The sequence below is a fragment of the Paenibacillus sp. OK003 genome, assembly GCF_900109515.1.
Classification (GTDB): Bacteria; Bacillota; Bacilli; order Paenibacillales; family Paenibacillaceae; genus Paenibacillus; species Paenibacillus marchantiae.
The window spans coordinates 51,510-75,111 of sequence record NZ_FOBD01000004.1 but is presented as its reverse complement, the minus strand read 5'-3'; the positions used below and the strand labels follow the sequence as shown (position 1 = coordinate 75,111).

The 23,602-nt window shown below is 47.2% G+C and carries 21 protein-coding genes; 3 read left to right on the top strand and 18 right to left on the bottom strand.

What is annotated here, in order from left to right; translation table 11 throughout:
* Positions 1-289: 289 nt before the first annotated feature.
* The gene (ilvD, locus tag BMW94_RS07395) at positions 290-1,975 is read left to right on the top strand and encodes a dihydroxy-acid dehydratase (protein WP_090903949.1); all 1,686 of its coding nucleotides are present in this window, start codon (positions 290-292) and stop codon (positions 1,973-1,975) included.
* 109 nt (positions 1,976-2,084) lie between these two features.
* On the opposite strand, the gene BMW94_RS07390 is transcribed toward ilvD, so the two are convergent.
* On the bottom strand, positions 2,085-3,485 hold the full coding sequence (locus BMW94_RS07390) for a polysaccharide deacetylase family protein (protein WP_090996453.1): 1,401 nt from the start codon (positions 3,483-3,485) through the stop codon (positions 2,085-2,087).
* A gap of 186 nt (positions 3,486-3,671) precedes the next feature.
* On the opposite strand from BMW94_RS07390, the gene BMW94_RS07385 reads away from it, so the two are divergent.
* Positions 3,672-4,868: an AI-2E family transporter gene (locus tag BMW94_RS07385; RefSeq protein WP_090996450.1), complete on the top strand. Its 1,197-nt coding sequence runs from the start codon at positions 3,672-3,674 to the stop codon at positions 4,866-4,868.
* Here BMW94_RS07385 and BMW94_RS07380 read toward each other — a convergent pair.
* From BMW94_RS07380 to BMW94_RS07310, 15 genes are all read right to left on the bottom strand, one after another.
* Entirely contained in the window at positions 4,847-6,655 is a 1,809-nt protein-coding gene (locus BMW94_RS07380; protein WP_175480612.1) for a peptidoglycan D,D-transpeptidase FtsI family protein, read from the bottom strand. The genes BMW94_RS07385 and BMW94_RS07380 overlap by 22 nt on opposite strands.
* A 124-nt stretch (positions 6,656-6,779) precedes the next feature.
* Positions 6,780-9,062, bottom strand: coding sequence for a methyl-accepting chemotaxis protein (locus BMW94_RS07375; RefSeq protein ID WP_090996447.1), 2,283 nt, complete (start codon positions 9,060-9,062; stop codon positions 6,780-6,782).
* A 235-nt stretch (positions 9,063-9,297) separates the two neighbouring features.
* On the bottom strand, positions 9,298-10,626 hold the full coding sequence (locus BMW94_RS07370; protein WP_090996444.1) for a peptidase U32 family protein: 1,329 nt from the start codon (positions 10,624-10,626) through the stop codon (positions 9,298-9,300).
* A 17-nt stretch (positions 10,627-10,643) separates the two neighbouring features.
* Entirely contained in the window at positions 10,644-11,573 is a 930-nt protein-coding gene (locus BMW94_RS07365) for a peptidase U32 family protein (RefSeq protein ID WP_090996441.1), read from the bottom strand.
* Positions 11,574-11,588: 15 nt separating this feature from the next.
* Positions 11,589-12,629: an endolytic transglycosylase MltG gene (gene mltG, locus BMW94_RS07360; RefSeq protein WP_254790157.1), complete on the bottom strand. Its 1,041-nt coding sequence runs from the start codon at positions 12,627-12,629 to the stop codon at positions 11,589-11,591.
* A gap of 79 nt (positions 12,630-12,708) precedes the next feature.
* Entirely contained in the window at positions 12,709-13,023 is a 315-nt protein-coding gene (locus BMW94_RS07355) for a DUF1292 domain-containing protein (protein ID WP_024633076.1), read from the bottom strand.
* A complete protein-coding gene (locus BMW94_RS07350; RefSeq protein ID WP_024633075.1) occupies positions 13,024-13,323 on the bottom strand; it encodes a DUF1292 domain-containing protein in 300 nt (99 codons plus the stop codon).
* A 12-nt stretch (positions 13,324-13,335) separates the two neighbouring features.
* Positions 13,336-13,752: a Holliday junction resolvase RuvX gene (gene ruvX, locus BMW94_RS07345; protein WP_053779129.1), complete on the bottom strand. Its 417-nt coding sequence runs from the start codon at positions 13,750-13,752 to the stop codon at positions 13,336-13,338.
* 125 nt (positions 13,753-13,877) lie between these two features.
* Positions 13,878-14,138 (bottom strand): IreB family regulatory phosphoprotein, encoded by a 261-nt coding sequence (locus BMW94_RS07340; protein WP_024633073.1) that lies wholly within the window; start codon positions 14,136-14,138, stop codon positions 13,878-13,880.
* A 129-nt stretch (positions 14,139-14,267) separates the two neighbouring features.
* Positions 14,268-16,889: an alanine--tRNA ligase gene (gene alaS / locus BMW94_RS07335; protein WP_090996438.1), complete on the bottom strand. Its 2,622-nt coding sequence runs from the start codon at positions 16,887-16,889 to the stop codon at positions 14,268-14,270.
* A gap of 421 nt (positions 16,890-17,310) precedes the next feature.
* A complete protein-coding gene (locus BMW94_RS07330) occupies positions 17,311-18,378 on the bottom strand; it encodes an AI-2E family transporter (RefSeq protein ID WP_076287766.1) in 1,068 nt (355 codons plus the stop codon).
* Positions 18,379-18,629: 251 nt separating this feature from the next.
* Positions 18,630-18,839, bottom strand: a complete 210-nt coding sequence (locus tag BMW94_RS07325; RefSeq protein WP_024633070.1) for a hypothetical protein — start codon at positions 18,837-18,839, stop codon at positions 18,630-18,632.
* A gap of 10 nt (positions 18,840-18,849) precedes the next feature.
* On the bottom strand, positions 18,850-19,371 hold the full coding sequence (locus BMW94_RS07320) for a PRC-barrel domain-containing protein (protein WP_024633069.1): 522 nt from the start codon (positions 19,369-19,371) through the stop codon (positions 18,850-18,852).
* Positions 19,372-19,535: 164 nt separating this feature from the next.
* Complete coding sequence (locus tag BMW94_RS07315) at positions 19,536-20,687, bottom strand: cysteine desulfurase family protein (RefSeq protein ID WP_090996434.1); 1,152 nt, start codon at positions 20,685-20,687, stop codon at positions 19,536-19,538.
* Positions 20,688-20,812: 125 nt separating this feature from the next.
* Positions 20,813-21,232, bottom strand: a complete 420-nt coding sequence (locus BMW94_RS07310; RefSeq protein WP_076287765.1) for a cysteine metabolism transcriptional regulator CymR — start codon at positions 21,230-21,232, stop codon at positions 20,813-20,815.
* A 323-nt stretch (positions 21,233-21,555) separates the two neighbouring features.
* Here BMW94_RS07310 and mnmA point away from each other — a divergent pair, with 323 nt between their 5' ends.
* Positions 21,556-22,680, top strand: coding sequence for a tRNA 2-thiouridine(34) synthase MnmA (gene mnmA, locus BMW94_RS07305; RefSeq protein ID WP_139209321.1), 1,125 nt, complete (start codon positions 21,556-21,558; stop codon positions 22,678-22,680).
* Between the two features lie 141 nt (positions 22,681-22,821).
* Here the strand turns inward: mnmA and crcB (BMW94_RS07300) are convergent, their stop codons facing one another.
* Both crcB (BMW94_RS07300) and crcB (BMW94_RS07295) read right to left on the bottom strand, forming a co-directional pair.
* Positions 22,822-23,181, bottom strand: coding sequence for a fluoride efflux transporter CrcB (gene crcB / locus BMW94_RS07300; protein WP_090996430.1), 360 nt, complete (start codon positions 23,179-23,181; stop codon positions 22,822-22,824).
* Positions 23,178-23,579 (bottom strand): fluoride efflux transporter CrcB, encoded by a 402-nt coding sequence (gene crcB / locus BMW94_RS07295; protein WP_090996427.1) that lies wholly within the window; start codon positions 23,577-23,579, stop codon positions 23,178-23,180. The genes crcB (BMW94_RS07300) and crcB (BMW94_RS07295) overlap by 4 nt, the downstream gene beginning before the upstream one ends.
* Between the last annotated feature and the right edge of the window lie 23 nt (positions 23,580-23,602).

Sequence of the window (23,602 nt, the reverse complement as noted above, 5' to 3'; positions counted from 1 at the left end):
GATCACCTGATGCAGCGCATCAAATCATAGAAAGCTTCATTCCACTAATGGATTGAAGCTTCTTTCTATTGAATTGTAGAAATATGACGACGGTTGTGATAGACTCTATAGAAAAACCGGGTTGTTCACGGGTTTAAAGCAGCAAAGAATTTCACAAACTACGGGAAGCTCGAAGCCAGTATCACTGGTCAATTTTTTTAGAGTACGGATGAAATTAAACGACAGATGCACTGCCATTTATATTTCCATTCATGTTGCTCAATATTATAAATTTGGGGGGAAATACACCATGTCAGCCAAGAAGATGCGTTCCGATATGATCAAAAAAGGTTTTGACCGTGCACCGCACCGCAGTTTGCTCCGCGCAGCGGGCGTTAAAGAAGAGGACTTTGGCAAACCATTTATTGCCGTATGTAACTCTTACATTGATATCGTGCCCGGCCATGTTCACCTGCAGGAATTCGGTAAAATTGTAAAGGAAGCTATTCGTGAAGCCGGTGGCGTTCCATTCGAATTCAACACCATCGGAGTTGACGACGGAATCGCCATGGGCCACATTGGTATGCGTTACTCGCTGCCAAGCCGTGACATTATCGCGGATTCCGTGGAAACCGTTGTATCTGCACACTGGTTCGACGGCATGGTATGTATCCCGAACTGTGACAAAATTACACCCGGCATGATGATGGGTGCACTCCGCTGTAATATCCCTACCGTGTTTGTCAGCGGCGGTCCAATGAAGGCAGGTCGTGACAGCAATGGTAAGGCTCTGTCTTTGACCTCCGTATTTGAAGGCGTAGGTGCTTATCAAGCTGGTAAAATCGATGACAAGAGCTTGCTTGAGCTTGAACAGTTCGGCTGTCCAACATGTGGATCATGCTCCGGTATGTTCACTGCGAACTCCATGAACTGTCTGGCTGAAGCGATGGGACTGGCTATGCCAGGTAACGGAACCATCCTGGCTGTTGCTCCTGAGCGTCGTGAGTTTGTTAAACAATCCGCTAAACAACTGATGGAACTCATCAAAATGGATCTGAAACCACGTGATATCGTTACTGTAGAAGCTATCGACAACGCTTTTGCACTGGATATGGCTATGGGTGGTTCCACGAATACGGTACTTCATACATTGGCACTGGCTCATGAAGCAGGCATCGAGTATCCAATCGAGCGAATCAATGAAGTTGCTAACCGCGTTCCTCACTTGGCAAAATTGGCACCTGCTTCCGATCTTCACATCGAAGACGTTCACAATGCGGGTGGCGTAAGTGCAGTTCTGAACGAATTGCTCAAGAAACCAGGTGCAATTCACGGCGACTGTATCACGGTAACGGGTAAAACGATCCGTGAGAACGTTGAAGGACAAGAAATCCAGGATACCAATGTTATCCACCACCTGGATAACCCGCATTCCGAAAAAGGCGGCTTGGCTGTATTGTTTGGTAACCTTGCACCACAAGGAGCTATCATCAAAGTCGGTGCTGTTGACGCTTCGGTTGGCGGATACCACAAAGGTCCTGCTATTTGCTTCGACTCCCAGGAACAAGCGCTCGAAGGCATTGCGAACGGTAAAGTAAAAGAAGGACATGTTGTCGTGATCCGTTATGAAGGTCCAAAAGGCGGACCAGGTATGCCTGAGATGCTCGCTCCTACTTCACAGATCGTAGGTATGGGCCTTGGTGCCAAAGTAGGTCTGATCACCGACGGACGCTTCTCTGGCGCATCCCGCGGAATCAGTATCGGACATATCTCTCCGGAAGCCGCTGAAGGCGGTCCAATCGCTTTTGTTGAAGAAGGAGACATCATTGAACTTGATCTGAACAACCGCATCATCGAATTGCATATCAGTGACGAAGAATTCGAACGTCGTCGCGCAGGTTGGAAAGGCTTTGAACCGAAAGTAAAAACCGGTTACCTCGCTCGTTATTCCAAACTGGTAACGAATGCAAGCAACGGTGGCGTACTGAGTATCTAATTCAAGTACAAGATATCCGATGAATTTTCTTTTATCGGAAACATAAATAAAGGGTTGCTCTCCAGCCGAATTCGGCGGAGGGCAACCCTTTTCTTTATTCGTTTCACGATTAGTTCCGTTCAGGTACAAGATCCTGTTCAGAAACCACCAATTCCTCAATAGACTGTTCCGCTGTCGCTGCTACCAATGCGTGCTGACCATATCGATCCAGCAGCACGTCAAGCGGCATGGCAATCATTTTTGGAATTAATTGTTCGGATCGCTGCTTCAGACGTTTCGTCCCTGCCGGATGAATGACGCTCAGCAGAAGCTTCAGATACACTTTGGATGCAGAACTGAAAGGGCCAGGAGCCAGCTCCCGAACCGTAAAACCGAATTTCTCCGGTCCCCGGTTAATCATGCTCACACCGTATAGAGCCTTGGCTGAGCGAAGCTCAGGTTCAAGTGCGACCTGCCGGGCCAAATCAGGAAGCTGCTGTTCCATGGCCCGAATCATGCGAATGGCCAGATGCATACTTGAGCGTGAAGTCATACCTAGATCGAAAAGCTTTTTATTATCAAAATGAAGTTCAATAACCGGATCTCCGTTACGAATCACATGACCATCATTCATTTCAACCAATGCTCCATGATATACGCGGGAGCGGTAATGCAGCAATGGGTCCTCCGGCGACGCTGTATGCAAATGGTATACCCAATGAAACAACTTCTCCCAACCTAGCCATAACGCAACAACCACCCGTTTCCAAGGTGATAAATGTGTTTGGGGTTGACTTGTAGTTTTAGATTCGCTCACCGTAACGCCTCCCATCAACGTATCGATGCGTACACTGTGCAACTGCTGCCTGTTTGCCTCCTGCAATACGACTTCGAGCGCCTGGAGCATCTGCTCCGGCGCGTGTGCATCAGCGCCGAGGGTAGTCCCTCGATCATGCAGCAACATGACCTCTCCGCCCCTTAGCTCCTTCAACATTCGTTCCGTCAATTTCTCAACGCCCACACTACTTCTCCAGTCCTCAAACATGGACGACCACAGAATAATCCGACGATCTTTTTTACTGAAAAAATCAAACAGATTCATAATGCCCCAGGGTGGACGATAATAACAAGTTTTTACCCCCGTAACCTCCTGAATAATCTGACCTGTTCGTTGAATCTGATCTCGAACCGTACGCGGCCGCATCAACCAATTCGTTTTGTGAATATAATTATGAATTCCGAGAAGATGACCTTCCTCATGTATGCGCTGAATGAGCTCAGGATGACGGGCTGCATGCTCCCCGACTACAAAAAACGTTGCCTTTGCTTCATACTGACGCAGTAAATCAAGTAATCTGGGTGTGTATTCCGGGTCCGGCCCATCATCAAAGGTTAAGGAAAACGCCGTCTCACTTCTCCCGCGCCTGAACACACGTAAACCGAAAAGTCTGCTAACTAAACTCGGAATAAAGGCGTAAAACGATGAAATGTACAATAACCACAGTAATATGCTCTGAAGTAAATTTGTCATGCTACAAACTCCCCGCTTCTCTTGCTGAATTACCGTGCCATAATATAGCACTAACTAAAATAAACCGCCTTTAATTTTATCATAATTCAGCCTTTTCTTGAATCCTCTTTTCCCAAAAAGATAGCTATCGTGTACAATAAATGCATCCTAATTTTTACTTTAATGACGTACAAAGGAGCCCTGCCCATGCTGCCGCTTTACAAAAAATACGGGCGCACCGTCTTTGACATTGCGCTGCTCGTATTAACCGTGTACTTTATCATGTACGGTTTCAGTCGATTATATCAATTGGCTGCGCCAGTTTTTCTTTCATTTATAGTGTATTGGATGATCGAACCCCTGGCAAGATTCCTGCATCGCAAAGGATTGCCCAAAACCCTGGGCGCCGCCATTTCGGTTTTATTGTTTCTTGCGGTTATTGTTGCTGCCTTTTTTGGATTGGGATTAATTATCGTATCCCAAATTTCTAATTTGCAGGATAATTTCCCTTATTATATCGAGATGGTTCAGCGTGAATTCACCAATCTGGTTTATTTCATTCAGGACAAGTCCGATGCTTTACCTGACGGAATAACCGAGAAGGTTAGTGACTATTTTGCTACACTGACCGGATTCCTGTCCAAATGGGTGACCAGCGGTGCACAAATCGTCATCGGTTTTCTCAGTTCGTTTTCTTCGTTTATTACCAATTTTGGCATTGCCATTATTCTCGCGTTCTTTCTCAGTATTGAGATTGAATCCTGGCGGAAATTCGCCCGGGCCAAAACGCCAAAAACGTTGAAGCTGGCTCTTGAATTTATGCGTAATCATGTGTTCAAAACGATCCGTTCGTATTTGAAGGCCCAGATGATTATGATGCTGATTACTTTTGTATTGATTTATGCAGGCTTGTTGATTCTTGGAACTGCCAACGCCTTCACCATCGCAGTCATCTGCGCCGTTTTTGACCTGGTGCCTTTGCTGGGTGTTCCAGTTATATTCATTCCGTGGATTGTGTATCTGTTCATTGTGGGGAATAGCAGCCTTGCGATCGGCCTAATTGTAGTCCTTGCTGTAACCATGCTGACACGCCAACTGCTGGAGCCCAAAATATCAGGTAATTCGATCGGAGTCTCTTCCGCTTACTTGATGCTTTCTTTTATGTTGATCTCGCTCTCTGTCTTTGGTCTGGCTGGTGTGGTATTGTCTCCGGTGCTGCTGATTCTGCTCAAAGAATTGCTGCAACAAGGATATCTCCAGCAATGGATTCATTTGCCGAAGGATGAATTCGAATCTTCCCCATTAGTGATGGACACACCGGGTGGAACGGCCCCTAGTATGAATACTAAAACTTCGGTGCAAGAACCTGCTCCTCCCGGGAATCATGAGGATTCAGCCAAATAGTCCATCACTTTTCTGAACATCGCCGTTGCTTGATGACGGCTGCTTGGAGCAACGTTCTCGACAAGGACTGCTACAGCATATTTGGGTTGTTCCGTAGGCCCATACCCGATAAACCATTGATGGTTACGTTTCTCTCCGTGCTGCTGTACCTGTGCTGTGCCTGACTTCCCTGCCACCTGCCACCGTGCATGTTGCAGGGATTTTCCTGTTCCGTCACGAACAACCTTCTTCATCCAGGACAACAGCTGATGCGCCGTAGCTGGAGAGATCCGTCCTGCTGAAGATGGTGAATCATGCATCGGCATATCCAGCATTGTATCACCATCAGCATATCGGATACGCTGCACGAGGCGTGGAGCGCTCACCTTGCCATCATGCAAGAGCGTGACAATCAAATTGGCCGCTTGCAACGGGGTCACCAGTACGTCGCGCTGACCGATCGCCGTCTGTACCTTGGCTCCTTCATCCTGAGGAGAGACGGATGGAAGTCTCACTCTCCCTGCGTCCTCATGATCAAAATGATGCAGCACCGGCAATCCCGCGACCTGCTTCCCCTCCCAGCCAATCGGACGTGCCAATCCCAAAGCTTCCGCCGTACGTTCCAACTGCTCCATACTGAGCCGACGGGCAGTTTCAGCAAATACAATATTGCAGGACTCGGCAAACCCTTGCTCCAGATTCAATGTCCCATGCCCATGCTCCTTCCAGCAGGACAGACCATATTTCCCCCACTCGCCACCACAATGGAAAGTCTCTCCTTTGGATACAGCTTGATACTCCAGCGCGGCCGCTGCTGTTACGATTTTGAATATAGAACCCGGTACAGCCCCCTGCACGGCACGATTTGCCCAAGCCGTTTGTTTGGGGTCTACATGCTGCGGATGATAGAACGGCGCCGAAACCATTGCACGTACGTCTGCATTGGCCGCATCCAGCACAACGATAGCCCCTTCCTTCATTCCGGACTTCTTCACCATCTGCTCTATCCCTTGCTGCAGATCGATATCGATCGTCGTCTCTGCACGCAATGGATAGTGTGTATTAGAGGGTGCAATGACGCGCGGCTGGATATCCGGAATAACCTCTCCTGAACCTGTAACCATCCGTGTTAACAATGTAGGCCCAATGCCCATCAATAAAGGTTCCATTGTTCTTTCCAGCCCAGCTGCTCCAGATTTCATGGCAAAAGGCTGCTTCACCTCATTTTTGTGACCAGACTGCGCGTTCGGGAATCCAGGCTGTTCAGCAAGATAACCCAACCATTGCATGCCTGTAGCGGCTTGTCCATAACGTGTCATCAGAGGATACACACTCGCCCCGTCTGCCTTCAATTCACGTAGTCGGGCAACCTGCGAATCGGTCATTGTGCTGGGCTGGTTGGCACCTGCTGTCCAGAAATGGGGTGCGTTCCCTTGATTCCATTCCTTTTGTAACGACTTCACATCGGTATGTAAGAGAGCCGCCAATTTCTTAACTTCCGAATTCTCCATTGTGGATGGATATGAATGACTTGTTTGATCTGAATGCGGAAAAAGGACCAACCCCCATTCCAGCTTGCCTGTTAGGGGCTGACCCTTATAATCCGTAAACTGCCCTCGCCCCGAATCCAGCACAACCCCTCGCTCTCGCTGCAATACGGACATCTCACGAACGGTACGTTGAAATCCTGGCATCGTGCGATTGATTTGAACGACCTGAACCCAAGCCAAACGAATCAGCAGCAAAGAAAATAAACCCGTAAGAAGAATACATGCAATATAAATGCGTCGTTTCAGTTGTACATGCATCAGACCACCCCATTCAGCGTTTTGGCATAGTATTCTACATTCAGAATGGAATTATCCGGTAATAACAAGAAAAACCTGTCCATTTTAAAGGACAGGCTTCTCAAATGAAGCATACAGATTCGAATTAGACTGTAAAGCGAGACAATGTATCTTTCAATTCTGTCGACACATTCTCCAGTTTTGCAGATAAATTCACCAATTGGTTACTGATATTTTGTTGTTCACTGCTCAAGGAGGCAACTTCCTGGGACGTTGCAGATGATTGTTCAGCTACTGCGCTGACATTACTCATCGCTTCGGACAACGTACTTTGAGATTGATTCAAATCTCCGATCGAGCCAGTGACCATGCTTAGACTCTCGACAAAAGCACCCATCTGTTGCTGTACTGAAGCAAATATTACATTGGTATCTTTCACGGCATCCATCTGTTCCTTGAATAACGGATAAGCTGCAGACAATTGATCCACCGTCTCATTCATTTCGGTCATAATCTTGTCGGTAATGTCACCGACCATATCAATGGACTGTCTGGATTGTTCAGCCAATTGGCGAACCTCATTCGCTACCACCATAAATCCGCGTCCAGCCGTACCGGCACGTGCGGCTTCAATGGTTGCATTCAAGGAGAGAATGTTCGTTTGTTTGGTAATATTCTGCATGACGTCAAGCACCTTCAGAACGGAGGACGTGCTCTCTTTCAAGGAATCCACCTTGTTCACCAACGCACCAATCATTTCTTCTGTCTTCTGCGTTTTGGTCATCAACTGATTCAAATGCTGTGTACCTGTCTCACTGGACTTCTCTACATGACGGGCTGAATCACCCATTTGTTCATTCGCGGCGACCACACTCTCCATCTGACGGGAGATATTGTCGGTCAATTCATTTCCACGCTCCGCTTCTGTTGCCAGACTACTTGCTCCACCTGCAATTTCTTCCGTGGCTACGGCAATCTCGGAAGCGGACACTGCTGTTTTCTTGGATGCACTGCTCAGCTCAGAAGCGGTGTCCAGTACTTCCTGCGCAGAACGGTTGGTTTGCTCCACAAGCTTCGTAATTTGCTCCATCATCAGATTGAAAGCAGCCGATAATTGACCAATTTCATCCTGGGAGGTATACGGTGTGCGCACCTTGAGGTTCCCTTTTGCTCCTTCTTGCATCAGATCTTTCAATTTGCCCATTGGACGGGCAATCATACGAACCATCCAAATACCGATCAGAATCGCAATAGCGGCATCAACCAATGCCATCCACAAGGTCAACGTCAGAATACCCTTGGCATCTTTCACCAGATTAGATGTTGGAACCATCCCAATCAGTTTCCAATCGGATGAATCCATGGTGCTATATGAAGCCAGCATATTGGTTGAATTTCCATCCACCGTATACTCCGTATTCGTGCTGCCGGATTTTTCTTGCAACTCTTTTACAAAAGTCAAATCCGTATCTTTCCCTGTACGATCAGCAATCGTTGAAGCTACAACCTTGTTGTCCGGAGCAATGAGTTGAAGAACTGAGCCTTCACCCAAGTCAAGAGATTTCAATTGCTGCTCCAGAACCTCCAATTTCAATTCAATGATTAACACATAGGACTGGGTTGTCCCTTGCAGGTTTTTCATCGAACGGGCAATGCGGAACGTGGGTGTGCTGCCATCCTCTTTGGCTTCTGTTGGCAGCCAACGATATCCACCCGCCTGAACCAATTCATCATACCAACCTTCTTTACGGATGTCGCCCATGGCAGAGCTGTTGCTGCCTGTACCCATTATCGATTTTGTTTCGTCTGTCGGCACAAGATAAATCGCTTCCATAGATTTATTCGTAAAAGCAATATTCGACAATTGTTTGTTGATGGAGCTTGAATTCACAAACGTATCATATGCCGACAGATTCTTATCAGACATCTTCTGAAGCAAGGACTGCATTTCCGGATCGAAGAAAATTTGAGTGGATGTATCTACAAACCGCTCCAGAATAATGTCCATTTTTTGCTTGGTTTGTTCAATCGTTTCCTGATTTGATCGGGATGCATTCTTCTCAATTGTATCTTTGGCTTTCGCATAGGATAATAGACCCAAACTAACGACAAAGATCATGATGCCCGCAAAAAAGATCAAAAACAGCTTAACGCCTACCGATTTAACGGGATTAGCCTTCTTAATCTGTGTAAACGTTGTTCCCCCAACATTTTTCCAGTTCTGCTTTTTCAATTGGGTTTTCGTTTTGTTCCATCCGGACTTTAGCTTACTCCCGTCCAATTTAAAGGGCTTTTGGCCTGGAGCATCCCCTGCCTTACTTTTAACAACTTTTTCTTTCTTCACTTTCTGAACCTTCTCGGGCTTAACCTTCTCAGGTTTTGTCAACTCTTCCCCACTGTCCTTCTGCTTCTTTTGAACCAATCCCATTCACCTGCCAGTAATTTACTTGTTGGATTTTTCTTTCTCTCCCCTATAAATATGTAGTATTCGACAGCTTTCTCCTTTCCCCTCTCATTTTTTCGAAATTTATTACAACTTTTTTCCTATTTTTCTATAAAAAAAAGACCCCCATATGCCGATAGACGGAGGTCGAATTTGTAAATTTTATAACACTATATTGTTAAATCTTAGTATTATTTTGTTAAAAACTAGGCATTTTAACCTATTTCTTTTTTCTCATCATATCAAAGTAGGAAACTGGTTGATCCACCTTCATTTTCACACGTTGTAACGGGTGACGGGCGGCATCGAGCACGTTGCCTTCTTCATCCTGCAATTCCCCAACCACCTGTTTGAAAAAGTGGCCGCCCGGACCGAAAAATTCGATTTCCTGTCCTGGCTTGAAATGATTGCGCTGTTGAATGGTCGCCATTCCTGTAGTCGCATCATAGTCCATAACCAATCCGGCAAAGTCAAAAGGTACCGCTTTTTCTTCCGGTTCATAGATGTGATCCTCATGATCCGGTGTATCATAGAAAAATCCGGTATTCAGTGGACGATTCGCTGCCTTGTTCATTTCCTCTACCCACTCAGGCTTCAATACATAATTATCCGGGTCAGCCATATAAGAATCAATAGCCTGACGATATACGTTAACCACGGTAGCCACATAGTGAATCGACTTCATACGTCCTTCGATTTTGAAACTGTCCACACCCACATCAATCAGCTCTGGGATATGACCAATCATGCACAAATCCTTGGAACCCATGGAAAAAGAATTGTCCTGCTCCTGAAATAGGGGCAACTGGTTCTCTCCCAACTTGAATGGTGCAGGTGCCTGCATTTGCATTTCTTCTTCGCTGACCCACACGGTATCTTCCCGGGCATCTTCGAAAAGATCATACTTCCAGCGGCAGGATTGGCAGCAGCCACCCCGATTGGAGTCCCGATCCGTAAAATGGTTGGACAACACACAACGTCCGGAATATGACGAGCACATTGCTCCATGAATAAAGGCTTCGATCTCGATATCCACATTGGCCTTGATTTCTTCAATTTCTTCAAAGCTTGTCTCACGTCCGAGAACGACGCGTGGAAGACCTTCATCCTTCCAGAACTTCACAGCTTGCCAGTTCAGAGTGGATTGTTGTGTACTCAAGTGCACTTCCAGACCCGGTACAGCACGCTGAGCCACTTCAATAATTGCTGGATCTGCTACGATAATCGCTGCAATTCCTGCATCATACAAGCTTTGCAAATACGCTTGAATGCCTTCGATATCCTCATTATGCGCATAAATATTGGTTGCGACGAAAACTTTAGCTCCATATTTTTTGGCAAATTCCACACCTTCACGCATTTCTTCAAAGCTAAAGTTATCCGCGTTGGAACGCAATCCATAGGCCTGCCCACCAATATACACAGCATCTGCACCATAATGGATTGCAAATTTAAGTTTTTCCAGATTGCCCGCTGGAGCAAGCAGCTCCGGTTTGTCCAGACGGTTACGTTTACCCGAGAACTTCCGCTGTACCGCCACTGTTTCCATGTTGTTCACCTCGTCTATTAATACACCTGTTCTTTATAGAAAAATCCAAACGACAATTCCCGTTCAGGGTCCTGCAATTGACGAACCTCGTCCAGCCATTCTTCACAGAAGGCATAAGCATCGGCATCAGCTGCGTAACTGTCCAGAGCAATTCGGTATGCACGCACAACAGCTTCGTTATACGCAAGCGGTTTTAATATGCCTTCGATTTTGAAGCTGTGTACCCCGGCCTCCATCAACAGATGAAGATCCTCAAGAATACAGATATCCTCCGAGCTCATAATGTGAGTTCCGTTCACATCTTCATAGATCGGGAACTTCTCATCCCGGCGTTCAGCCTCGATCAGAAATAAACCACGCTCTTTACCCAAATGCCCCTCTACAGGACGCCCCTGATGGGACATATAACTTTGCACCAGACTCCGCTTGGAATGATAAATGTTCGTCATGCCATGCACCTGAACCTGGGCCTCCACCTTCAGAAATGGAACCATCTCTGTAAGCTCGTCCATATTCAGCTCCCGAGCAAGCACGACACGACTCGCTCCTTTGGTTCCCCAGTAGTTGGCTGTTGCATAGTTGGTCGATGTCATCTCAGCGTTCCAGTGCAGCTGGATATGCGGAGCATGCTCCTTGATAGCGGCGAGCACAGATGGATCGTTGAACTCCACCCCATGAACACCGATTTTACCCAGCGCTTGAACATATTCAGGTAATTCCTTTAGCAGCTCGTTGGACATCAGATTGTTCATGGACACGTATACACGAGCCTGATGTTTCGCTGCAATGGCAACGACCTCTGCCGTTTCTTCTAAACTGAAGCTTCCGGGAAGACGCATGCCGAAGCGATCATCCCCAATTAACAAAGCATCTGCTCCTGCCTGGAGCAGCACCTCTGCCTCTTTCACATTTGCCGCCGTAACGAGCAGTTCATGTTTCGTACTCATATACATCCCCTCCGCTTATTGCGCAGCCTTACTTTTGGCTATATTTTGCTGGTGTTCCTTATACGTTTTGGCAAATAGATGTCCAGAAGAACCATCCTTTTTCGTCACATAGAACAGATACTCCGAAGCTTCCGGATTTAGCGCTGCCTCAATGGACGGAAGACTTGGACTGGCAATTGGACCTGGTGGCAAGCCTTTGTTCAGATACGTATTATAGGGGCTCTGTACCTTCAGATCCTTGAAAAACAACCGCTCCTTTGGCTTGTCGAGCAGATATTGAACGGTAGCATCAATCTCCAGCTTCATATCCTGATTAATCCGATTGTAGATTACACCGGCAACCAGAGCACGTTCCTCATCCACTACAACTTCTTTCTCCACCAGTGACGCAACGGTCAGCAGTTCATGCAGGGAAAGGTTCTTCTCTCGGAGCTTGGATTCCAAATCAGGAATGGAATTAATCTTGGTCTGAAATTCTTCCAGCATCCGTTGCATCACATCATGCGTGGAACTTCCCTTTTTCAGCTCATACGTTTCCGGGAAAAGATACCCTTCCAATACATAGCGAAGTTCTTCATCCACTGGAATATCTTTGACGATATCTACATCAAAGGCCGAAGGATCATTGGCCAGCTTGATGAATTCATCCCGATCTACGACATGCTCATAAGAAAGCTTACCCGCCATTTGCAGAACGGTATAACCCTCCGGAATCGTAAATTTCACCATTTCCTCCGGTACAACTTCGCCACTACTCAGCTTGCTAACAATCTCATCATATGTCACGCCAGGATTCATAGAATATGTACCCGCCATGAAATTAGAACCTAGTTTTTTCCACTTTAAATACCCTTTAAATGTTAACCCGCTTCGAATGAGCCCTTCCTCTTGAAGCTGATCCGCGATTTTCGAAGTTCCCGATCCGCTCTTAATCTCGAATACGACCGGTTCTGTAGAAGCTTCCACAGGACGCATCATACTCCATACGTAACCGCCTGCGCCTCCGGCAAGAACTACAATGATAAGCAGTATGACTACTATTGCTTTCCCTTTCAAAAAAGACACAACTCCTTTACACAACCAAAAAGAGCGGACTTCTCCGCCCTTCCGGTTTTTTCAATTTGAAGCTGATCAATCAATCTTCGTCAATGGGGAGTGTACATTCATCATACAATTCAGAGATGTTCTCCCACTCATCATCATCGTCAATCGTAACTAATTCCGGCATGATCTGGCCTTCACTTCCCGGTAAAACCCGTAGAAGTTCAACTTCGTCATAAGGACGTAATGAACTTCGTAGCACCGCATATTGCTGGCCCTTCACTTCAAACTCAGCCAGCAGGTCATACGGGTGCGATTTACCGTTCTCTTCTTCCAGCTCAACGTGAGCACCAAAAGCCAGACGCAGCGAATCTGTCCATTTCAAGTCTTCGCGGCTGTATTCTGTCATTTAGTTCGCTTCCTCTTCATCTTCTGCAAGAAATGTATTAAACGTCTCCTCGACGATATCCCATTCGGCATCATCTTGGATGACGAAAAGTTTAATATCGTCGCCCTCTTCTTCATAACGGAATGCATAAACATCCGTCTCTCCATCTTCGGGTTCAACCGGAGCAACCATCATGTACTTGGCCTCCGAACCGTCCACTTCGAATTTCATGATGACTTCAAATTCCTCTTCATTACCCTCGTCATCCGCAATGTAAATAATCTCCGATTCTTCTTCCATACCCAGTTGATCTTCAGCCATTGTTGATCCCCCTCACCTTTTACTATTGGCATCCAAATAATTTTGCAAAATCAAGCTTGCGGCCATTTTGTCCACAACCTGCTTGCGTTTTTTGCGACTGACATCCGCTTCAAGCAACGTTCGTTCTGCTGCTATGGTTGTCAGTCGTTCATCCCAAAGGTGAACAGGTAAATTCAGTTCGCCCCGCAGGCGTTCGGCAAAAGCGATGCATATTTCACCACGCGGCCCTACGGTGCCGTTCATGTTTTTGGGAAGTCCGACAACAATCTCGCCGATCTCATGCTCACGCACAAGCTCCGCAATCCGAGCGAACTCACCTTCATCCCGGCGGCGTTCAAGTACTTCCAATCCCTGGGCAGTCCAACCGAAGGCGTCACTAGCGGCAACTCCGATTCTTCGGTCCCCATAATCCAAACCTAATATTTTCATCCATGCTCTCCCATCCTCAAGCCTGCTCAGGTCGAACCATATTCGCCTTCTCAAGCTTCAGGCTGTCTTCTGTCGGTTCATTTCCCGCTGCCTGCATAGCTGCATCACAGCGGAAGCGATGTACATTACCGGTGATTGGCCAGATAAGAACGAACAAGCTCTTCAATCAGCTCGTCGCGCTCTTTTTTACGGACCAGACTGCGTGCATTGTTGTGACGAGGGATGTATGCGGGGTCTCCAGAAATCAGATACCCGACAATCTGGTTAATAGGATTATACTCCTTATCCACCAGTGCATCATATACCGTGAGAAGAATCTCTTTGGAGGATGCTTCCTGCTCGTCGGCTTTCACATTAAATTTAACCGTCTTATCCATGGAGTCCATTGATGACACCTCGCTCCTGCATGAACATGGGGACCATGTCCTGCCGAATTGATTTCTGCTTATATAATAACATATTCTGACTGCCACAAGTAAACAAAGGATAAGTCAATTGTGTTTTTTGCTTGTCCTTTATTGGCTAACTAGCGAAACCGCAAGTTTCAACGCTTCATCCAGCTTGGTTGCATCCTTGCCGCCGGCTTGCGCCATATCAGGACGTCCGCCACCGCCGCCGCCGCATACTGCCGCAACTTCCTTGACGATCTTACCTGCATGCAGCCCTTGTTTTACCTGTTCAGCAGGGACAGCTACAACGAAATTCACTTTACCGTCAGCTGGAGCACCCAATACGAGTACCGCGTTAGGCAATTTTACTTTCAATTCATCAGCGACTGTGCGCAGTGCATCCATGTTCGGAGCATCTACACGAGCTGCAAGCAATTGTGTATTTCCTGCTTGTACCACTTGATCAGTCAATGCGCCTGCTTCCATGGCACTCAGTTTGCTTTGCAGTGATTCAGTCTCTCTCGCAGCTTCTTTCAATTGCTGATTCAGACCCTCAATACGTTTAGGCACGTCCGCCACATTTGCTTTCAGCAGAGATGCGGATTGTTTGAGCAATTCAAGCTGACTTTCTACATATAGATACGCGCCACGGCCAGTCACAGCTTCGATCCGACGTACGCCGGAGCCGATTCCGCTCTCGCTCACCAGCTTGAAGATACCGATCTCTGATGTATTGTTTACGTGACAGCCTCCACAAAGTTCCAAACTATAGTCTCCGACTTGTACTACACGTACGATATCCCCGTATTTTTCACCGAACAGCGCCATTGCGCCCATTTCTTTGGCTTCATCAATAGCTTTCAGTTCAATGTTTACGTTCAGACGATTCCAGATCTGTTCGTTCACCTGACGCTCGATCTCCGTTAATTCTTCCGGCGTAATGCTGCCGAAGTGCGAGAAGTCAAAGCGCAGACGTTGAGGCTCTACGAGTGATCCTGCCTGATTGACATGCGTTCCGAGCACATCTTTGAGCGCTTTGTGCAGCAAATGGGTTGCGGTATGGTTTTTGATAATATCGCCGCGTTTGGACGCATCCACTTCAGCTTTAATCACATCACCTACACGCAGTTCACCGGACTCTACCGTCACCAGATGTACGTGTTGTCCAAGCGGAGCTTTGAACAGGCCTTGCACTTTCGCCGTTACACTGGCTCCGCGCAGCAAACCCTGGTCACTCACTTGTCCGCCACTTTCCGCATAGAACGGAGTCTTGTCCAGGATGACCTGGCATGTCTGTCCTTCGCTTACGGAGTCTACCCGTGCGTCACCAGCAACGATGGCTACCACTTTTGCTTCCGTCAACAGGTCATTATAACCAACAAACTCGCTTTTAACCTCCAGATCAGCAAGCGGTCCGCCTTGAACCTTCATGCTCTCGCTTTCCTGGCGTCCTGCGCGTCCAAGCTCACGCTGCTTCTGCATGGAAGCATCGAAACCTTCACGATCTACCGTCAGACCATGCTCTGCTGCATAATCTTCTGTCAGGTCAAACGGGAAACCGTACGTATCATACAGTTTGAACGCTTCAGGGCCGCTAATAACGGTACGTCCTTCGGACTTGGCTGTGCTGCTGATATCCGCAAGAATAGCCAGACCATCTGTGAGTGTTTCGTGGAAACGTTCTTCCTCGGTTTTGATCACTTTAGCGATAAACTCCTGTTTGTCCACAACTTCCGGGTAGTACATCCCCATCACTTCACCAACAGTCGTTGTCAATTCATACAGGAATGGACGGTCGAGTCCCAGTACTTTTCCGTAACGTACGGCACGACGGAGCAAACGGCGAATGACATATCCGCGTCCTTCATTGCTTGGCAGAACGCCATCACCTACAGCAAAGGCAACGGTCCGAATGTGGTCGGCAATGACTTTCAGTGCAACGTCAATCTCTACGCTGTCATTATATTTCACACCGGCAAGAGCCGCTGTTCTTTGAATCATCGGTTGGAACAGATCGGTGTCAAAGTTGGAATCCACATTTTGCAGAATGGATGCAAAACGCTCCAGACCTGCACCTGTATCAATATTTTTGTTCGGAAGCGGTGTGTAGCTGCCGTCCTTGTTGTGATTGAACTGGGAGAATACCAGGTTCCATACTTCCAGGTAACGTTCATTTTCCCCGCCTGGATACATCTCGGGATCATTCATGTCATTGCCATAAGCTTCGCCGCGATCATAGAAGATTTCGGTACAAGGTCCACACGGGCCTTCGCCGATATCCCAGAAGTTTTCATCCAGTTTGATAATACGCTCAGCAGGCAAGCCTACTTTTTCGTTCCACAGTTTGAAGGCCTCTTCATCTTCAGGGTATACCGTTACAGAGAGTCGTTCCGGATCAAAACCGATCCATTCTTTGCTTGTGAGAAATTCCCATGCCCAAGTAATCGTCTCTTCCTTGAAATAGTCTCCGATGGAGAAGTTACCGAGCATTTCGAAGAACGTATGGTGACGACGAGTTTTGCCGACATTTTCAATATCGTTTGTACGAATACATTTTTGGGAGTTGGCAAGACGTGGATTCTCCGGTTTCTCCCGACCGTCAAAATACGGTTTCAACGGTGCCATACCCGCATTGATCCACAGAAGGGATGGATCATTATGAGGTACAAGCGATGCGCTTGGCTCGATTTTGTGACCTTTACTTGCAAAAAACTTGATCCATTTGGACCGGATTTCACTGGCTTTCATACGGTGTGCCCCCAATTAATTATAATAGTCCGGTGCGTATTCGCTCCGGGTTGTTAACAAGTAAAAACAAACACAAAAAACGCCCCTGATAGTCAGGGACGATTATAATCGCGGTACCACCCTGGTTATTGCTGTTTATCCGCAGATGAAACAAACAATCTCCTCGTTGATGCGAAATAACGGTCGCTCCCGGCAGGGTTGTCCTGCACTCCGAAATCAGCTTTCCGCCGCTTCAACTTTCAAGACTCTTCCAGCCATCGGGCTCAGATTACATCTGATCCGAAGAAGTCTCTTCTCTGAGGAAAGGAACCTCGGCGTACTTCATTTCATCATCGATTTCTTGTTCTAAACATACCCCTCCATTATATCGATATGCCTATATGGTGTCAACGCACCCTTTTGGACCACACCATTGCTAAAATCAGTCCGTTCTTCTTTTGATGTAATAGGCAAAAAAGTGCTGCACAATGACTTTCAGAACAGCAAAGACTGGCACCGCCAGAATGAGACCTACTATGCCCGCCAGTTCGCCTCCCACAAGGAGCGCGAAGATAATCGACAGCGGATGTAAATGCAGAGTCCGCCCTACCACCTGAGGGGAGATGACGTTACTCTCCAGCACCTGGCACAGTGTGTTCACAATGACCACGAAGAGCACCATTTTGAACGATACTGTAGACGCCATAACCACTGCTGGAGCAGCTCCAAGAAACGGGCCAAGATAAGGCACGATGTTAAATACAGCGACAATGCTGGCGAGCAGCAGTGCATAAGGCATATCAATAACGATGTAACCGATGTAGGCAAAGATGCCCACAATCACACAGACGATAAATTGTCCGCGAATATAGTTTCCCAAGGCCGTGTCAATCTCTTTCATAACTGAAACAATGGCCTTGCGCCTTGAGCGGGGCAGGTACGCCACAATCGTACGCTCGAACACCTCAAAATCTTTTAACATATAGAAAATGAGAAACGGCACGATAAACACGTTGAACAACACATTAATGGTTGTCCCGATATTATCCATCAGCTTCGTGATCCCTTGGGTCAGCCGATCCTCCATCTGAAAAAACCAGCTGTTCATACCTGTGCGCACACTTGGCGGCATTAATTTGTGATCCATATTGTTCATCAGACTCTGGGCACGCATCGACAGCTCCGGCATATGCTCGTTCAGTTCCTCCAACTGTTCAATCAACACTGGAATGACATTCATCAGGATGACTCCTATACAGGTGAGGAAAAAAGCATAGATTAAGAGCACGGCAATGGTTCGAGGGACTTTGCGCCCTCCCAGCATGCTTACAATCGGATTGAGAACATAGGATATGATGAGTGCCACGATAAATGGTGCCAGCACTGTTTTCAGAAATCCATATATATGAAGCAGTAATGGCCGCAGCAGCCAGATAAAATACAGAATAATCAATCCGAGTAGCAGCCAGATGGCATAACGGAACAGCTTGTTTTTGGTTAATTGCTCCACTTGCATCTCTCCCTTTTGGACTGGCTCTGAAAGTCAGTATATGTAAGGAAGGGAATATTTATTAACGCTCAAAAAAAGCGCCCCCTTCATGATGAAGGAGACGCATCTTGTGATCCGGGTTAGCATATATTCATACAAGTTCCCTTGAACCACTATGTAACCGCAGCTATATACATCTGTCATCATTTCATGACAGCATTCAATGACAGTCTTTGTCAGGAAACCGCATATAGAAGAAGTTATGCTGCTTATTAAGAAGAAGCATGAAGGTGAGGGAAGTCTTGCGGCAGCTCTTCCCCGAAGAACAGATCATCGAGGGAACTGAGCGTGCCGTCTTCTTCCACTTGGTATACGGACATTTTCTCACCGTTCACTGTTAATTCGATAAAGCATCCCCAGCAATAAAACTGGTGGGAACCAATTTTCCCAATATCTTTGGAACTACAGTTTGGACATTTCATAATCATTCACCTATCCATTAACAGAATGAATGGCATTTTCCAAGCGCTGTTCACTCAGCGGCGGCACCATAATGGCACTTTCACCAATAGACATATCGCTTGTACATGGCAGCCATTTGCGGCCCTCAATCAAATCGGACACAAAACCGTCCGTAATTTCAATCCCTATTATTGTATTTCCCAACTCCTGGTCAAAATAAACATCAGAGACACGTCCAAGCAGCAAACCTTCTTCGGTGAGCACGGACATCTCCTTCAATTTAGACTGGCCGAGGAGGTACGTGTGTTTTATGTCGTCGGCTCCCGTTTTGCGGACAGCCTGTTGATTACGGATCATGACGGCATCTTCGCCGTAGGCAACGATATCTTGCCACTGCACGATTTTGACATGACTGGTAAACAGGCCTTTGTTCTCAAGTTCAATGCCTTCAATTTTCCAATCGTCATTCACAATGAAATCCTGGATTTTACCGACCTGCTTCCCATCCTCAACGTCAAAAACGGCAAGTCCGATCATTTCCTGAAGCTTCATCGCAGGGTCCCCCTCATCTTCTTATCATTAAATAGTCGCGGCGCTATTGCTAGGTATGCCCAAAGTTGATGAGTGGCAATCAGACGCCGACCATCAAAACCGCTTCTATCCAACCGATGAAATGGAACTTCTTCCCTCCTTCTGTTCCATGTGCAAAGAGCCCCTTAGGCTCTATTACGCAGTCGCCCAAGAATGGTTCCAATTTTTTCGGCGGTTATCATGATTTCTTCCGAAGTATTACCCAACCCCCAGCTAAAACGAATCGCGGAATGCAAAAATGTCTCCGGCAGCTTCATCGCTTTCAGCACATGAGATACTTCGAGGGAACCGGAAGTACATGCCGAACCGCTCGCAACTGCGATGCCTTCCATATCCAGATTCATGAGCATCGTCTCTGTGGAAACTTCCGGAAAGCTGATGTTCAGGATGTTGGGCAGCGTATATTCCGGATGTCCATTGACGTGGAAATGCTCCAACCCTACATGCTGTTCCAATTGTTCCAGCAGTAATGATCGCAATGCCAGATCATGTTCAAGGCGTACCTCCGCTTGTTCTCCTGATAATTTCAACGCCTCCGCAAAACCAGCGATACCCGCTATATTCTCGGTGCCTGCACGTCGTTGCCGTTCCTGAAGGCCACCGTGTGCTCTCGCTTCCAGCGTAATTCCCCGCCGTACATAGAGTGCACCCACGCCTTGAGGGCCATTAATTTTATGAGCAGAGAAGCTGATCAGATCCACAGGCAGTTCCTTGCAGGAAATTTCCTGGGTGCCAAGAGCCTGAACTGCATCGGTATGGAACAAAATATCATGTTGACGAGCCAGTTCACCAATTTCGCGGATAGGCTGAATCGTACCCACTTCATTATTGGCATACATCATGGTGATCAGCACTGTATCTGGCCGGATGGCATCTTTCAGCTCTTCCAGACGTATTCTTCCGTATTCATCTACAGGCAAATAGGTCACGTCATAGCCTTGTCGCTCCAGCTCCTGACAAGTATGCAATACCGCATGATGTTCAATAGCCGTTGTAATGATGTGCCGTCCCCGTTCTTTTCTCGCTGAAACTGCGCCAAATATCGCCAGATTGTCACTTTCCGTGCCGCCTCCGGTAAATACGAGTTCATCTGGGAAACAACCCAAAGATGCCGCAATGACATCCCTTGCTCCACTGACGGTACGTTTGGCCTCACGCCCAAAGGCATGGATACTTGATGCATTGCCATATTGCCCTGTCATCACCTTTATCATCGCTTCCGCAACTTGTGGGTGCATAGGTGTCGATGCGGCGTGATCCAAATATATTCTTTTCATTGATTTCACCCCGTTATATGTTGGACTTCCATATTTTCAAACCATTAAAGAAGCTTGTTGCACGGCTAAAGCCCCCAAATATGGGGGCTTTAGTGTGTCGTCTGTGATGCTCATCATCAACTATATTAGATATAGAACATGTAGCTGTCTTTTTGCTCCTGATCCTGGAATGTAATCAGATCCTTCAGCGTTGTTGAATCCAGTACTTCTGCAATGCTATCACGGATGCGCAACCACAGGTCGCGCTTCGCCGGATCATCTTCCTCCGTGAAATCCACTGGAGAGATTGGACCTTCGAGTACACGAATAACATCCCCTGCCGTTACGGTAGCAGGATCGCCTGCCAGAATGTAACCGCCGTAGGCGCCACGAATACTCTTGACCAGTCCTGCATTACGCAATGGAGCGATCAATTGCTCCAGATAATGCTCCGAGAGCTGGTTACGCTCCGCAATACTTTTCAAAGATGTCGGGCCTTCGCCTGTTCTGGCTGCCAGCTCCATCATGATTGTGAGCCCATAACGGCCCTTTGTCGATATTTTCAAAGGAGTCACCTCTTTCCATTTTCGAAAAAACAAGTTGTGAAACATAAAATAACAGGATGTGGTCCAAGACCGTCTTTCCAGGATCCGCCACAGCGGGATATGAAAAATACAGGTCTAGTCCTGCTAATCCTCCGTATTCCGATCATAACCCTCAGCTAATGTTAACATATCTGCATGCTTTATGGAAAAGAAAGATTGACGAAATTCCAAAATGTGCGCCTGTGGTGGACACTATCCAAAGTTGGCCGGGTGTATCGTAACTTGAGTCCGGTTATGCTAGAATAAGAAACGAAACACATTTATATAGAGAAATGGTGATAACGATGTCCAAAACAATTGAAAATACACGGGTCGTCGTTGGCATGTCCGGAGGTGTCGATTCTTCCGTCACCGCACTGCTGCTGAAGGAGCAGGGTTACGATGTCATCGGCATTTTCATGAAAAACTGGGATGACACGGACGAGTTCGGCCACTGTACTGCTGAAGAAGATTCAGAGGACGTACGCCGGGTTTGCGAACAGATCGGCATTCCTTACTACACTGTCAACTTCGAGAAAGAGTACTTTGATAAAGTATTTTCCTATTTCCTTGATGAATATAAGTCGGGTCGGACTCCGAATCCGGATGTCATGTGTAATCGTGAGATCAAATTCGGCGAATTCCTGAACAAAGCACTGGATCTCGGCGCTGACTATGTGGCTACAGGCCACTATGCTCGCCTCATTGAAGAAGATGGAACGTTCAAACTGCTGCGCGGTGTGGACAGTAACAAAGACCAAACTTACTTCCTCAATGCACTGAATCAGAACCAGCTGTCCAAAGCCATGTTCCCGATTGGTCATCTTCCAAAACCGGAAGTGCGCAAGATTGCAGAAGCGGCTGGCCTGTACACCGCGAAGAAAAAAGATAGCACAGGTGTCTGCTTCATCGGCGAGCGCAATTTCAAAGAGTTCCTGAGCAACTATCTTCCTGCCAAAGGCGGAGACATGGTTGATATTGCAACTGGAGAAGTGAAGGGCCGTCATGACGGTCTGATGTACTACACGCTTGGACAGCGTCAAGGTCTCGGGATCGGCGGTTCCGGTAATGGTGAACCCTGGTTCGTCGCAGACAAGGATCTGGAGAAAAATCAACTGCTTGTCGTTCAAGGCGATGCACATGCAAGCCTGTATTCAACCGGTTTGACTGCAACAGGTGTAAACTGGATCGCAGGTGCAGCACACATGCCTAACGTACCATTCCGTTGTACCGCCAAATTCCGCTATCGTCAGCCGGATCAGGGTGTAACCCTGACATGGCAGGAAGATGGCAGCGTGGATGTACAGTTTGACCAACAGCAAAAAGCGATCACGCCTGGTCAAGCTGTTGTGTTTTATGATGGAGATGTGTGTCTCGGCGGCGGCACGATTGATCAGGTCCAAAAAGTGCCTGTACCGGCGATGCAATAGATTCAATAACCCAAATGAATCCATTCCCATATGGATTTTGCACAATACCCTGTATTCCTATAACAAAAGCCATCTTTCATGTATACCATGACGGATGGCTTTTTTCCTTCTTTTTCCTGCAAAAAAAATAATTATTTTTACTTATGCAGTCAGCCACACTCCTGCAAAAGAAGCCGCAACCCCCAACAGCACCGAACTGATAACGTACAAAATCGCTCTAGAATAGCGTTCCTGCCCCATCAGACCGAGGGTCTCATAACCAAATGTAGAGAACGTTGTATACGCTCCGCAAAATCCAGTCCCCCAGATTACCCAGACTTCGTCCGGGATTGAAGCTGACTGATGCCAGCCATAGAGCAATCCAAGTACCAATGAACCACTGATATTAATGACCCATGTCCCCCATGGGAAGGCCGTTCCGATCGAACCGGATATCCATCGCCCCAAACTGTAGCGAAGCACTGCCCCGAGCATTCCTGCAAGACCAATCCAGATGATCATGGTGCAACACCATCCTGCGTCGGTTTACCCAGCATTCGCTGCCCCACCTTAATCCCCAATGCACACAGTAATAACCCTGCGAGTAAACTCACAACGAGGTATACAACAGCCTTCACCCACATTCCTCCCTCGGATAAACGGACCAGATCGAGAGTAAAGGTGGAGAATGTGGTGAATGCTCCGGTAAACCCCGTACCAATTGCAAGACGAAGTTGAGGCGTTATTTTACCTGGAACAGCTATGGTGAAGAACCAACCCAAAAACAGGCTCCCGACGGCATTAATCAGCAGCACTGCCCAAGGGAAGCCTTCATTGGCTGCTGGAAGCCATAACTGTATCCCATATCGGCATAACGTACCCAAAATTCCACCGATTCCAATATATAAAATTTCTTTCATCGTTCAAGCATCTCCCGGGTCAT

Bases quoted from the DNA above. Each gene is read 5' to 3' on its own strand.
- BMW94_RS07355 (WP_024633076.1), bottom strand. From the start codon at position 13,023: ATGACAGAATACAGCCGCGAAGACTTGAAATGGACAGATTCGCTGCGT.
- mnmA (WP_139209321.1), top strand. From the start codon at position 21,556: ATGTCCAAAACAATTGAAAATACACGGGTCGTCGTTGGCATGTCCGGA.
- crcB (WP_090996427.1), bottom strand. From the start codon at position 23,579: ATGAAAGAAATTTTATATATTGGAATCGGTGGAATTTTGGGTACGTTA.
- BMW94_RS07380 (WP_175480612.1), bottom strand. From the start codon at position 6,655: ATGCATGTACAACTGAAACGACGCATTTATATTGCATGTATTCTTCTT.
- BMW94_RS07365 (WP_090996441.1), bottom strand. From the start codon at position 11,573: ATGAGTACGAAACATGAACTGCTCGTTACGGCGGCAAATGTGAAAGAG.
- BMW94_RS07315 (WP_090996434.1), bottom strand. From the start codon at position 20,687: ATGAAAAGAATATATTTGGATCACGCCGCATCGACACCTATGCACCCA.
- BMW94_RS07375 (WP_090996447.1), bottom strand. From the start codon at position 9,062: ATGGGATTGGTTCAAAAGAAGCAGAAGGACAGTGGGGAAGAGTTGACA.
- BMW94_RS07340 (WP_024633073.1), bottom strand. From the start codon at position 14,138: ATGGACTCCATGGATAAGACGGTTAAATTTAATGTGAAAGCCGACGAG.
- ruvX (WP_053779129.1), bottom strand. From the start codon at position 13,752: ATGAAAATATTAGGTTTGGATTATGGGGACCGAAGAATCGGAGTTGCC.
- BMW94_RS07385 (WP_090996450.1), top strand. From the start codon at position 3,672: ATGCTGCCGCTTTACAAAAAATACGGGCGCACCGTCTTTGACATTGCG.
- BMW94_RS07370 (WP_090996444.1), bottom strand. From the start codon at position 10,626: ATGGAAACAGTGGCGGTACAGCGGAAGTTCTCGGGTAAACGTAACCGT.
- BMW94_RS07320 (WP_024633069.1), bottom strand. From the start codon at position 19,371: ATGAAGCTTCAGGAAATGATCGGACTTGCCGTTTTTGACGTTGAGGAT.
- crcB (WP_090996430.1), bottom strand. From the start codon at position 23,181: ATGATCATCTGGATTGGTCTTGCAGGAATGCTCGGGGCAGTGCTTCGC.
- BMW94_RS07350 (WP_024633075.1), bottom strand. From the start codon at position 13,323: ATGGCTGAAGATCAACTGGGTATGGAAGAAGAATCGGAGATTATTTAC.
- ilvD (WP_090903949.1), top strand. From the start codon at position 290: ATGTCAGCCAAGAAGATGCGTTCCGATATGATCAAAAAAGGTTTTGAC.
- alaS (WP_090996438.1), bottom strand. From the start codon at position 16,889: ATGAAAGCCAGTGAAATCCGGTCCAAATGGATCAAGTTTTTTGCAAGT.
- BMW94_RS07325 (WP_024633070.1), bottom strand. From the start codon at position 18,839: ATGAAATGTCCAAACTGTAGTTCCAAAGATATTGGGAAAATTGGTTCC.
- BMW94_RS07390 (WP_090996453.1), bottom strand. From the start codon at position 3,485: ATGACAAATTTACTTCAGAGCATATTACTGTGGTTATTGTACATTTCA.